The sequence below is a fragment of the Empedobacter sp. GD03861 genome, assembly GCF_029840885.1.
Lineage (GTDB): Bacteria > Bacteroidota > Bacteroidia > Flavobacteriales > Weeksellaceae > Empedobacter > Empedobacter falsenii_B.
In genome coordinates, this window is record NZ_JAOCDJ010000009.1 from 26,182 (window position 1) to 38,870 (window position 12,689).

General features: G+C 30.4%; 16 protein-coding genes. 13 read left to right on the forward strand and 3 right to left on the reverse strand.

Annotated elements, in window-relative coordinates:
• Positions 1-36: 36 nt before the first annotated feature.
• Both N5D03_RS06750 and N5D03_RS06755 read right to left on the reverse strand, forming a co-directional pair.
• Complete coding sequence (locus N5D03_RS06750; RefSeq protein ID WP_038331514.1) at positions 37-693, reverse strand: 3-oxoacid CoA-transferase subunit B; 657 nt, start codon at positions 691-693, stop codon at positions 37-39.
• Positions 694-699: 6 nt separating this feature from the next.
• Positions 700-1,413 (reverse strand): CoA transferase subunit A, encoded by a 714-nt coding sequence (locus N5D03_RS06755; protein ID WP_038331757.1) that lies wholly within the window; start codon positions 1,411-1,413, stop codon positions 700-702.
• A gap of 149 nt (positions 1,414-1,562) precedes the next feature.
• Between N5D03_RS06755 and N5D03_RS06760 the strand changes: the two genes are divergently transcribed.
• From N5D03_RS06760 to N5D03_RS06790, 7 genes are read left to right on the forward strand one after another with little or no spacing between them, the layout of a single operon-like run.
• On the forward strand, positions 1,563-2,198 hold the full coding sequence (locus tag N5D03_RS06760; RefSeq protein WP_125350282.1) for a hypothetical protein: 636 nt from the start codon (positions 1,563-1,565) through the stop codon (positions 2,196-2,198).
• Positions 2,199-2,218: 20 nt separating this feature from the next.
• Positions 2,219-3,007: an intradiol ring-cleavage dioxygenase gene (locus N5D03_RS06765; RefSeq protein WP_084106837.1), complete on the forward strand. Its 789-nt coding sequence runs from the start codon at positions 2,219-2,221 to the stop codon at positions 3,005-3,007.
• On the forward strand, positions 2,994-3,506 hold the full coding sequence (locus tag N5D03_RS06770; RefSeq protein ID WP_280051239.1) for a hypothetical protein: 513 nt from the start codon (positions 2,994-2,996) through the stop codon (positions 3,504-3,506). Before N5D03_RS06765 ends, N5D03_RS06770 begins: the two co-directional genes overlap by 14 nt.
• The gene (locus N5D03_RS06775; RefSeq protein ID WP_280051240.1) at positions 3,499-4,539 is read left to right on the forward strand and encodes a sensor histidine kinase; all 1,041 of its coding nucleotides are present in this window, start codon (positions 3,499-3,501) and stop codon (positions 4,537-4,539) included. The genes N5D03_RS06770 and N5D03_RS06775 overlap by 8 nt, the downstream gene beginning before the upstream one ends.
• Positions 4,532-5,218, forward strand: a complete 687-nt coding sequence (locus N5D03_RS06780) for a LytTR family DNA-binding domain-containing protein (RefSeq protein ID WP_280051241.1) — start codon at positions 4,532-4,534, stop codon at positions 5,216-5,218. Before N5D03_RS06775 ends, N5D03_RS06780 begins: the two co-directional genes overlap by 8 nt.
• Before the next feature lie 12 nt (positions 5,219-5,230).
• Positions 5,231-6,142 (forward strand): hypothetical protein, encoded by a 912-nt coding sequence (locus N5D03_RS06785; RefSeq protein ID WP_280051242.1) that lies wholly within the window; start codon positions 5,231-5,233, stop codon positions 6,140-6,142.
• On the forward strand, positions 6,142-6,750 hold the full coding sequence (locus tag N5D03_RS06790) for a class I SAM-dependent methyltransferase (RefSeq protein ID WP_219035107.1): 609 nt from the start codon (positions 6,142-6,144) through the stop codon (positions 6,748-6,750). The genes N5D03_RS06785 and N5D03_RS06790 overlap by 1 nt, the downstream gene beginning before the upstream one ends.
• 34 nt (positions 6,751-6,784) lie before the next feature.
• On the opposite strand, the gene N5D03_RS06795 is transcribed toward N5D03_RS06790, so the two are convergent.
• Complete coding sequence (locus N5D03_RS06795) at positions 6,785-7,612, reverse strand: acyl-CoA desaturase (RefSeq protein WP_313567136.1); 828 nt, start codon at positions 7,610-7,612, stop codon at positions 6,785-6,787.
• A gap of 637 nt (positions 7,613-8,249) precedes the next feature.
• Between N5D03_RS06795 and N5D03_RS06800 the strand changes: the two genes are divergently transcribed.
• The 6 genes from N5D03_RS06800 to N5D03_RS06825 are packed head-to-tail and all read left to right on the forward strand — an operon-like array spanning position 8,250 to position 12,683.
• Positions 8,250-8,867, forward strand: coding sequence for a TerD family protein (locus tag N5D03_RS06800; RefSeq protein ID WP_038331541.1), 618 nt, complete (start codon positions 8,250-8,252; stop codon positions 8,865-8,867).
• 5 nt (positions 8,868-8,872) lie between these two features.
• Entirely contained in the window at positions 8,873-9,538 is a 666-nt protein-coding gene (locus tag N5D03_RS06805; protein ID WP_038331543.1) for a TerD family protein, read from the forward strand.
• A 14-nt stretch (positions 9,539-9,552) separates the two neighbouring features.
• Positions 9,553-10,218, forward strand: coding sequence for an HAD family hydrolase (locus N5D03_RS06810; protein WP_147280002.1), 666 nt, complete (start codon positions 9,553-9,555; stop codon positions 10,216-10,218).
• 2 nt (positions 10,219-10,220) lie between these two features.
• Complete coding sequence (locus N5D03_RS06815) at positions 10,221-11,096, forward strand: phosphoribosyltransferase family protein (RefSeq protein ID WP_038331769.1); 876 nt, start codon at positions 10,221-10,223, stop codon at positions 11,094-11,096.
• Positions 11,030-11,584 (forward strand): TerD family protein, encoded by a 555-nt coding sequence (locus N5D03_RS06820; protein ID WP_038331544.1) that lies wholly within the window; start codon positions 11,030-11,032, stop codon positions 11,582-11,584. Before N5D03_RS06815 ends, N5D03_RS06820 begins: the two co-directional genes overlap by 67 nt.
• A 22-nt stretch (positions 11,585-11,606) precedes the next feature.
• Positions 11,607-12,683 carry a toxic anion resistance protein gene (locus N5D03_RS06825; protein WP_038331547.1) on the forward strand — a complete coding sequence of 359 codons (1,077 nt, stop codon included), beginning with the start codon at positions 11,607-11,609 and terminating at the stop codon, positions 12,681-12,683.
• Positions 12,684-12,689: the final 6 nt, after the last annotated feature.

Genomic DNA, 12,689 nt, shown 5'->3' on the forward strand with positions numbered 1-12,689 from the left:
GAAAGCTTTTTAACTTTCCTTTCGAATCTTTATTTTTTATAAAATCATTTCGGGAATTTCTCCTTCAATAATTAATTTTCCTTCAGTTGCATTTTTGATGTCTTCCACAGAAATTCCTGGTGCTCGCTCTAATAATTTGAAACCACCTTCTGGTAAAACTTCTAAAACAGCTAATTCAGTCACGATTTTTTTGACACATTTTATTCCAGTCAAAGGAAGTGTACATTCTTTCAGAAGTTTAGATTCTCCAGCTTTGTTCACATGTTGCATCGCTACAATAATATTATCAGCCGAAGCAACCAAATCCATTGCGCCTCCCATTCCTTTCACCATTTTTCCAGGAATTTTCCAGTTGGCAATATCACCATTTTCCGAAACTTCCATTGCACCAAGAATTGTTAAATTGATTTTTCGTGCGCGAATCATTCCAAAACTCATTGCCGAATCAAAGAAAACTGAACCTGGTAAAGTTGTAATCGTTTGTTTACCCGCATTGATAAAATCAGGATCCTCTTCACCTTCGATAGGGAAAGGTCCCATTCCTAACAATCCATTTTCTGATTGTAAAACAACATTTACATTTTCGGGAATATAATTGGCAACCAACGTCGGAATTCCAATCCCTAAATTCACATAAAATCCGTCTTGTACTTCTTTTGCAATACGTTTTGCAATTCCATTTTTATCTAACATTTTTTCTTATGATTTAGGTTGAACAGTTCTATTTTCGATACGTTTCTCGTATTTCGCACCTTGAATAATTCGATTGACATAAACGCCAGGCGTATGAATTTGATTTGGATCTAATTCTCCAATTTCTACCAATTCTTCCACTTCGGCAATCGTAATTTTTCCACACATAGCAGCTGGATGATTGAAATTTGCTGTTGCACCACGGAAAACTAAATTCCCCGCTGTATCACCTTTCCACGCTTTTACAATTGCAAAATCAGGCTCGAAAGCATATTCTAACAAATATTCTTTTTCGATTCCGTGAAAGGTAAATTTTCTGATTTCTTTTCCTTCAGCGACTTCAGTTCCAACTCCAGCAGGCGTAAAAATTGCAGGCATTCCATAACCAGCAGCCATTAAGCGAGTAGCTAAAGTTCCTTGCGGAATCAATTCAACCTCTAATTCACCTGAAAGCATTTGACGTTCAAATTCTGCATTTTCTCCAACATAAGAAGAAATCATTTTTTTGATTTGTCGTCCTTGTAATAATAATCCCAAACCAAAATCATCTACACCAGCATTATTACTGATACACGTAAGATTATTGATTTTTTTGTCCACTAAACCTTGAATAAGATTTTCAGGAATTCCAGAAAGTCCAAAGCCTCCAACAGCCAGCGTCATTCCGCTTTCTACACCTTGCAGTGCTTCTTCGATGCTGTTTACTTTTTTGTTTATCATTTTTATTGTGTTTGATCGTATAAATTCTATTGCTAAAGATAAATAAAATCGAATCATAATTCAATTAACCTACAAAAATCTTGGGTTAACCTCTAAAATTTAGTCGAATTAAGATGATAAATTATATTTGTTTCAAGATAATATGAAGTATGATAAAGTTGTGTAAAGCTGAGAATCGAAATTTATTTGAGAATAAATATATCAGAATTAATGCGTTAAATGATGATAATTCTATTTCTGATTTTGCTTTTATTGATGATGTTGCTGTGAATGGTCAAGGTACTTATCAAAAAGTAATCAAGGAAAGTGGTTATTTGATTTTGTTGCCTTTGATGAATAATATTCGTTTGAACATGAATGGTTTTAATTGGAAAATTGAAGTCAATCAATCGTTTATTTATTATTTAGACAAAGGAACCATTATCGATGTCGAAGGTGAATACAGCAACGATTATTCGTATTTCTATTCGTTATTTTTGGTAAAAGAAAAACAGCAAATTGCTAAAATGATTGTTCCAATTGATTTGGATAGAGAGAATCGTTTAGAGAAAATTATTCGCCATGATTTGTTTAATGTTTTTTTAGGAAAATTTGATTTGAGAAGAGAATCAGAAATACCAATGAAAAAAGTTGAAAGAAATTGGTTAATTATTTCGTTAACAGGAATTTTTGAGATTCATAATCGTTTAATCGAATCCAGAGATTTATTGGAAATTAAGTCAGATGAACACGTAGAATTTGAATCGTTGAGCGAAAATTCTTTGTTAATGGTGATTGATTACTAATACTAAAAATACATTACAAAATGGAAAGAAAAGATTTTATAAAAAATAGTTTGGGTTTATTGGGCGCAAGTTTAATTGTTCCAAAAGTGTTGATGAGTTGCAAAGACTCTAATGTTGTAAATGATTGTGAACTATGGGCCTCTGAAACAGAAGGTCCATTTCCTACAAAAAAGCCAGAAGATTTTTTATCTAAAAATATAAAAGGTGATCGAACAGGAGTAGAGGTGACAATCAAAATTAATGTAACCAATGTTGATGAAAGTTGTCAACCCTTAATAGGCGCGATTGTTGATATTTGGCATTGTGATAAAGATGGAAATTATTCACAATATGGCGGAATGCGTATGCAACCAATCGATTATAAATCGTATAAATTTTTGAGAGGTAGACAAGTAACTGATGAAAATGGAAATGTTGAATTCAATTCTATTTTCCCAGGTTGGTACGAAAGTCGTGCAACGCATATCCATGTGCACATTTACAATGCAAATGGCGTTTCGATAAAAGTAACGCAAATTGCTTTTCCAGAAGGTGAAAATTCTGTTGTAGAAATTGTAAATTCAGCCAAAAAATATGGTTATACAAAAGGTTTGACAGGTTATACGTACAATGCGAATGACAATGTCTTTTCGGATGATACAGACGGAAATCAATTGGCAAAAGTGAGCGGAAGTTTAGAAAAAGGATATACAATTGAAGCAAATATTGTAATTTCTACAGAAAATATAGAGGAAGCAAAAGAGCCAATGGGCGGAGGGCTAGGAATGCCACCACCTTTTGATAGAAAACCAAAAGATGAAAACAATTAAAAAAGTTCAGTTTGCTTATCGTTTAGTGATTGATGCTTCGACAACGTCAATTTGGGAGAAATATGTTTTTGATGCGACGTACAAAGAGTATTATTTGCAAGAACAACTTTTTCAGCAAGAAACGTATAAGGTAGAAACTTTTCGAGAATTGTTGCGTCAAAATAAAAAAGCAACGCAATTGCATTATTTGGTGGGAATGGCGGCGATCCCATATATCGAACAATTGGAAGGAAATTTGTATCAAATCACAGATAATTTGAACAAAACCTATCTTAACTTTGTAGATTTCGAGTTGGATGTTATAAATTCATCTAATCAAAATCATGCAAATCACAAGGTTGCGCTTACATTTTACACCAAACAATATTTCTATTTTGGAGAAGTGAACAATCATTATTTAATTTCTTCGGATGAAGAATTAAACGTAAATATTAAAACGTTGATGATTCCAAATAGACAGCATTTTTCTATTGTTTCAATTGAATTAGAAGATGAATAAAGTAAAAATTACAAAGAGAGAAATCGTTATTTTCAGCATAGTTTCAATCATTTTTATGTTGATTCCGTTTATAGCTGCGCCAAATTTTTCGAGTGATCAATCCATTTTCAAAACAGGTTTTTTCAAGCGAATGCTTTTTGAAAATATCTTATTGTTAGTGTTCTTTTTGGTGAATTATTTTGTGTTAATTCCAAAATTATATTTTCAGAAACGTTATTTTTTCTATATCGTTATTCTCATCATTTTCTTTTTTGTGGTGTATAAAGTTCCAGAATTTGCGTTTCATTTTAACAAAGTTCCTCCAAAAGCTCCGCCTTTTAATCGTTTTGAGCCTCGAAAACCACCTCGCGATTTTATGATGTGGAGTCCGAAAATTATTATGTTCTTGATGATGGCGATTGTTTCGCTTTTTATTCGACAAAATAAACGTTTTCAGGAAATGAAAAATGAGAAACAATTGTCGGAAATTGCTTATTTGAGAGCGCAAATTAATCCTCATTTTTTGTTCAATACGTTGAATAATATTTATGCTTTAACGCTTCAAAAATCGGATTCTGCTTCGGATGCGGTGATGAAATTATCTAAAATGATGCGATTTGTGGTTTCAGATTCTTCCAAAGATTTTGTGCCTTTGCAACAAGATTTAGATTATATCAAGAATTATATTGAGTTGCAAAAATTGAGATTAACGCACAAAGAATCTGTTATTTTTGAAGTTGAAGGAAATCCTGCCGATTTAAGAATTTCTCCATTAATTTTAATTAATTTTATCGAAAATGCATTCAAATATGGTGTGATTGATGAAGCCTCGCAACCTGTTATTATTTCGATAAAAGTTGAGCAACAAACATTGTTTTTAAACGTTGAAAATACCATTTCGAAAGAGGTGAATCCTGAAACTGAAAAAAGTGAAATTGGTTTGAAGAATACGAAAAAGAGATTAGATTTTTTTTATACAAATCATTATAAATTAACGATTAATGATGATTTATCTAAATTTATTGTTGAACTAAAAATTTTCTTGAATGATTAGAGTAATTGCGATAGATGATGAGCCGTTGGCATTGATGGTAATAGAAAATTATTGTTCTAGAAATGAAAATCTGGAGTTAGTAAAAACCTTCTCCAATTTGAAAGATGCACAGAAATATATCAATCAATTTCCAATCGATTTGATGTTTTTGGATATTCAAATTTCGCGTACAAATGGAATGGAATTTTACAAAAATATGGACAAGAAAATTCCTGTTATTTTTACCACAGCTTTTGCCGAATATGCGGTTGATGGTTTCAATGTTGCGGCGATTGATTATTTGTTGAAGCCGATAGATTACGATAGATTTGAGGAAGCGGTGAATAAAGCGGTGTTGATTTTAGTGGATAAAAAACTGAATGAAGACAAAGAATTTTTGACGATACGAGCTGATTACAAATTGAATAAAATCGCCTACGACGAAATTGATTTTATTGAAGGTTTGGACGATTATGTAAAAATTCACCTCGAAAATGGCAAAAGAATTACGGCTCGAATATCGATGAAATCTATTTTAGAAAAACTGCCCGATCAACTTTTTGTGCGTGTTCATCGATCTTATATTGTTTCGATAAAAAAAGTGAAATCAATTCAAAATAAAGTCTTATATTTGAATGAAGAAGAAATTCCGATTGGCGAAACCTATAAAAATGTCATTCTAGAGTTTTTCAAAGTTTAAGTTGTTAGGAAAATGGAAAAAAAAGTGATTAGTCGATTTATCGTAAACATTTTTTTTTCCAATTTTTTTTTAATTCTACTTTCTATTGCGCTCAATATCGAGACGAATATCAAAATTGGTTTACCATTTAATTCGATTGCGTATTATGCTTTTATTAGCACCATTACGGTATTGTTTTATTTGTACGCCTACAGAATTCCAAAAACACTAAAATCTTCCAGTAATCCCAGAACTCAGTTTTACATTACGCATCGTAAATCTGTTCATATTTACACTGCTATTTTAGCTGTAATTGCATTAATTTCTGGAATTATTTTAGCGATAAATTGTTTACCGAATTACGAAATATTAACTTGGAAATGGTTGACTGTCTTATCTTTTACAACAATTTTATCCTTTGGTTATTATGATTTCAAATTAGGTATTTCGTTGCGTAAAACGATGTTGTTAAAGCCATTTTTAATTGGCTGGACTTGGGCAATTACAACCGTTTTTTTACCTGTTTTATTTTTGATGTTGAAGAATGAAACGCATTATGTGATTGATGCAAAATTCTATTTTCTATTTTCTCAAACCTTTATGTATTGCGTTGTGAATGCGATTTTGTTTGATTTGAAAGATTATGAAGATGACAGTAATCGAAATTTAAAAACATTTGTTGTCAAATATGGTTATCATTTTACGTTAAACCGCATTATTTTACCCTTAATATTCTTAGGGTTTTTGAGTTTTGTAATTTTTGGAATATGGTATGGATTGCCGTTTCATCGCATTTTGTTCATGTTAATTCCAATTGTTTGTTTAGCTATTTTTGCATTTAAACTCAATCGTCCAAAAGCAATTTTATATTATTTAATTGCGATAGATGGAATGATTTTGTTGAAAGCAATTTGTGGAATTTTAAGCGTAATTTTATTCGAATAATGAATTACAATTTTATTGCGCCATATTATCATTCGTTGAGCCAGTTGATTTTTTTGAATCGTCAACATCAAGCTCATTTTGTGATTTTAAAACATTTGAAAGAGAATGATAAAATCTTGTGGGTTGGAGGAGGAGCGGGAAAATTTATCGCTGAAATAGAAAAGTTAAATCTAAAATTGGATATAGATTATGTTGATTTTTCTTCGAAAATGATTGATTTAGCGAAAAAAGAAAAAACGTCGAACTTAAATATAAATTTTATTGTTGCGGATATTTTTGATTTCGAAACGGATAAAAAATATGATGTTGTGATGACTACTTTTTTGTTTGATCATTTTAATCAATCCAAAGCAGAAGAATTATTTAGTCAATTAAATTCGTATTTGAAAGTAGGAGGTTTGTGGTTTTATGTTGATTTTGTACAAAATCAGAAAGGTTGGCAAAAAAGTGTAACGAATGTGATGTTGAGCTTTTTTAGAATTGTTATTGGTTTGGATATTTCTCAATTACCACAAATGAAGCAAAGTTTTATGTCGTATTTTAAAATCGTCGAACAAAAACTCTTTTTCAAGAAATATATAGAGAGTATTGTTTATCAGAAGAAATAAAAAAAGCGATTCAATTTATTGAATCGCTTTCATTTTACATATAATCGGTGTCTAATTTACCTTTTTTGAACTGAATGATATTCAGTTTATTCATTGCCCAAATGCATGGATACATTGGATCGAATTCCCATTTCTTAACTGCGAAATTAGGACGTCCACCAAATTTATGGTGATTATTATGTAAACATTCTCCCCACATTAACCAGTCAATCGGCATTAAGTTTGTCGAAGTATCTCCAACATCATAATTACGGTAACCTAATTTGTGTGAAAACCAGTTGATGATTACACCATGTAGTGGACTCATTAAAACTTGCATTGGAATGAATACAAAATACGTCCAAAGTGGAGCATCAACAGCAACATAAATTAATATGTAAATGATTACCCAAGCCATACGTACTGCATTATTTCCTGCAAATCTATCCCAAGAACGCCAAGAAGGAACGCCTTTTTTGAATTTTTCTAAAACTTGTGTTTTATCGTGGTCAATTTCGTTATAAACAATACGAGTTCTCCACATCATCGCAAAGAAATTTGGATCATATTGTGGCGAATGTGGATCTTTTTCTGTGTCTGCATACGCATGGTGATGTCTGTGCATTACCCCGTATGTGTAGGGACTTAGATAAGATGAACCTTGAAAAATCCACGCTAAAACGTGAAAGATTTTTTCCCAAGCTCTTGACATCGTAAACATTGCATGTGATGCATATCGGTGATGAAAAAAAGTTTGGAAAAATAAAGAAGCATACCAATGTATAACAAAGATAATGATTACTGCTGTCATTACTAATTTTAAATTTTTACAAATATAATCGTTAGGATTGTGAATTCCACTAATTAAAATCATAGAACTCATAAAATTATTGATTATTTATAATGAAAAAATTTAATTTTTAATAGACTTTAATCAAATAAATTATCCATTTGTTAGTAAGGTTTTTACGTGTAAATGTTTAATACTAAATGCATTGATTAAATAAATGTTAAAGTTACACACCTAAATAAGCAATTATTTCTCTTGCAATTGCTGCACCAGCTCTATTTGCACCCATTGAATGGGCAAGCCTTCTCTCACACGTTTATCTACAATTGCTACGGCTTCTTGTCCTAATTCTTCGGTGAATTTGTTATTTCTAAAATCGAATGATCTTCTTTTTACCTATGTTGTATAGGTAGCTTTTGAGATTTCGTCTAATAATTGAACGGCTTCTAATCACAACGATATCAACTTTGTAAAATAGTTCTGAATGATTCATTTTATAAAGCTAATTAAAACTATTTGTAAATTTATGTGAAGAAATGGTTTTATTTGGTTTTACAATTGTTTTTTTTAATTCAACTTAAAATTTTAAAAGTTGATAATAGAGAATATATATTTTTTCTTTAATTTAATACTGCTTTACGGTTTTACGTATTTTTCAAATAAAAGATTTATATATATTTACTTTTTTTAAAATTTAAAATAGATTTTTAATAAATAAACTAAAAAAATTATGGCAATTAATTTACAAAAGGGACAAAAGATTGATATTGGTTTAACTAGAATGACAATCGGTTTAGGATGGGATCCTAATGAAGGTACTGGTTATGATTTTGATTTAGATGCTTCTGCTATAATGATTGATTCTTCAAGACAATTAGTAAGTGATAATCATTTTATTTTTTATAATAATTATTGTAGTAATGGGCATGGTAGAGAAAATCCTTGCCCTAAAGGATGTACTGGAAAATATGGACTAATTCACACGGGTGATGATCCGGATGGAAAAAGTAGTGACGGGGATGATGATGAAGCAATTATTGTTGATTTAAGTAAAGTAGATTCTAGAGTAGAAGAAATTCTTTTTGTTGTAACTATAGAGGATTTTGTAAATAGAAAACAAAACTTTGGACAAGTTAGAAATTCTTATATACGCATTGTTGATAATGCTTCAGGTGAGGAAATTGCTAAATATGAATTAGATGAAGACTTCTCAATTGAAACAGGTGTTGAATTTGGGCGTTTATATAAAAGAAATGGAGCGTGGAAATTTGAAGCATCTGGTATTGGATATAAAGCAGATTTAGGATTTTTTCTTGAAAAATACTATAATGGTCAAATCATTAAATAAGCTGTATGGCAATTAATTTACAAAAAGTAACAATTGAGAAATCTGGTGATACACATTCGATTGACTTAACAAAAAGAGATCATTCTACTAAGGAAATTGTTATTAACTTGAATTGGTCTCAAGAGAAAAAAACGAAGAATGGAGGTTTTTTATCAGGTCTTTTTGGAGGTAATAAAGATATCGACTTAGATCTTGGTGTTTTCTATGAATTGACTGATGGAAGTAAAAATTGTATTGATGGTTTGCAATTTTCTAAAGGTCAAGGAGGTCCAAGAGATAGAAAAACAAGACAAGGTTGTTATACATATGAACCTTGGATTTGGCATACAGGTGATGATCGTGGTGCATCAGCAGGTTCTGGCGAGAATGTAATTGTAAATCCTCAGGCTTTAGATAAAATTAAACGTATTATAGTTTATTGTTTTATTTATGATGGTGTTGCAAGATGGGCGGAGACAAATGCTGTTGTAACTATAAAAGTTCCTGGGAATCCAGATATCGAAGTGCAGATGGGACAACAAAACGATCATAAAAAGTTTTGCGCTATTGCAGAAATTTTAATTTCACCAACTGCTATGCAAGTAAAGAAATTAATAAGTTTCCATAATTCACATGGAGATTGTGATAGAATGTACAATTGGGGAATGAAATGGGCGGCAGGCTCTAAGTAAAATATAATAAATAAGTGATAGAAATTGATAATTTTGAGCATTTTTCGTTTGATTTATGGATGACGGTTATTAAGTCAAACCCAAATTTTAAACCTCAAAGAACTGAATTACTCAAAGAACATTTTTCATTAAATAAAACCACATATGAAATTGATTCTGTGATTAGATATTACGATAATTTATTTAATATAATATCTGAAAAAACAGGAAATCATATCGAACGAGAAGAGGTGTTTATGTTAATTTTGGATAAACTAGGGAAGGATATCCAAAATATTTCAATTGATGATTTAAAATTGTTTTTTGAAAAATCAGATGAACTTTTTGTCGAAAATGTACCTTTTATTATTTGGGAAGATATTCATGATTTTTTAAGTGAAATTAAAGCAAAAGGAAAAACTGCAAGTATTCTTAGTAATACAGCTTTTATTCATGGCGATTCTATTCGGAAAGTCTTGAAAAAACTAGACCTTGATGCTTATTTTTCGTTTATGATTTTTTCGGATGAAGTAGGGATTTCTAAACCTAATCTTGAAATATTTGAATATCTTTACAAAAACACTCAGGAAATAAAAATTATAACCAAATCACAAATTATTCATATCGGAGATAATCCTATAGCAGATTATCAAGGAGCTAAAACATATGGGTTTGCAGCAGATTTGGTGAAATTTAATTAATGATGAATAAAAGATACAGTTTACATAAAATTCATAACGAATCATCTTGTCCATTTGATGAATCAGCATATAGTAAGTTTAAATTTGGAGATACAGAAGTTGCACATATTTTTGCAGAAGACTTATTTAATGGATTTATAAAAGAATTTGGAGAAGAAATTATAGATCAGAAAGAGATTATTCTTTTTCCAAGTCCATATCATTCTATTCCTACAGCTTCCAACTTTTTGTGCGCATATTTCAAAGAACATCTTAATTATTTTCTTTTCGAGCACGGAAAATCAGCTTGTGTAGAAGGTAAAATCCATAGAAAGCAAACATATGTCCAAGATTATGGAAATATGAGTTTCGAAGAAAGAATGACTTTGATTTCTAATGATACATACTATATCGATAAAAGTTTTGTGGATGGTAAGTTTTGCATTTTTATAGATGATATAAAAATTACAGGAAGCCATGAAAAAACGGTTGACAAAATATTGAAAGAATATGATGTAAATGGTGAATTTATATTTGTGTATTTTGCTGAATTAATGAATAATGAGATTCATCCAAAAATAGAAAATCATTATAATTACTTTAAAATAAAATCAGCTAAAGATTTGGTAGATGTAATGAATTCAGATCATTTTAGCTTTAATACAAGAATAACAAAGTATATTCTGTTGATGGAAGAACAAGATTTTGATTTTATTTATCAAAATCTTTCAAAACAAATGTTAAAACAAATGTTGCTTTTAGCAATCAGTAATAACTATCATCAAGTGGATGAGTACAAACAAAATATTATTAAATTAAAAGATAACTTACAATGGCAATTAACTTACAAAAAGGACAAAGACAAAATATTAACGCACCAAAATTCACAATCGGTTTAGGTTGGGATGCAAATAATTCTTCAACTGGAGGAGCTTTTGATTTGGACGCTTCTGTTTTTGTTTTAAACGAAAACAAAAAACTTATTTCTGACGATTTTTTCGTTTTTTATAATAATTTACAAACTCCAGATAAATCTGTTACACATACAGGTGATAATCTTACAGGAGATGGTGACGGAGATGATGAGCAAATAAAAATAGATTTGACAGGAATAGATTCTCGAGTTAAAGAAATTATTGTTGTAGTAACTATTCATGAAGCAGATTCAAGAAGCCAAAATTTTGGACAAGTTCGTAATTCATTTATCAGAGTTTTCAATACTGATACAAATGAAGAAATATTGAAATACGAATTAGATGAAGATTTTTCAATTGAAACTGCAGTTGAATTTGGTAGAATCTACGAGCGTAATGGAGAATGGAAATTCGAAGCTGTTGGAAACGGACAAAGAGAAGGACTTGCTAAATATGTAAGTTTATACCAATAATATAACATTTATATTGATTAAAATGGAATTAGAAATTACAAACAAAGCTATTGATAAAAACGGCAATGTAGACTTAGCTCAAATTAATACTTTGGATGCTCAGAAGTATGATGGAATGGTAAATTCTATTGATGAGCAGAATCCTAATTCAATCATAAACTTTGGTTCAGAACTTCAAAATTCTTTAGCTAATCAAAGTGATTCTTTCTTAAATAATGTAAGAAAATCTAATTCAGGAGAAGTTGGGGAGTTAATTAATAAGCTTCTTGTAGAGCTTAATTATGTTGATGTAGATGAATTGGAAGGGAATTCGATGAAGAAATTCTTGAAGAAAATTCCTTTTCTAAAAAACATGGTGACTTCTGTCGAAACTCTATTTGTGAAATATGATAAAATAGTCAATAATATTTCTGATATTTCCAATAAAGTAAATGCTGGGATTATAAGTTCTACAAAAGATAATGCGGTTCTTCAAACTATTTTTACAAGCAATATTGAGTCTGTAAAACAAATTGAAGATTACATTATTGCTGGAACAATAAAACATCAGAAGTCTACAGAAGAATTAGCATTGATGGAAGCTAATCCTGCAAATTATCAAGACTATCAGATTTCGGATAAGCGTGATTTTGTCAATAGATTAGATAGAAGATTAGCTGATTTAAAAGTTGTAAGGTTTATCATTTTGCAATCTTTACCTCAGATTCGTTTAATCCAGAATAATAACGTTTCTATTGCAGAAAAGGCACAAACAATTCTTACGACGACACTTCCTGTTTGGAAGAATCAGTTAACATTGGCAGTTGCCATGTACAGACAACAACAAAATATTGAAGTTCAGAAAAAAGTATCATCAACAACTGAAGAAATTCTGAGAAAGAATGCACAAAGACTTCAGCAAAATACCATTGATGTTGCCAAAGCAAACGAGCAAACCATTGTTTCTATAGATACATTAAGAGAAACGACGAGCTCATTAATCAATACTTTGAATGAAGTTAAACAAATTCAGCAGCAAGGTAGTCAATCTAGACAACAATTAGATGTTGAGTTGAAAAATCTTGAAGATACTTTGAAAAAACAAATTCAAAATTCTTAATTAAAA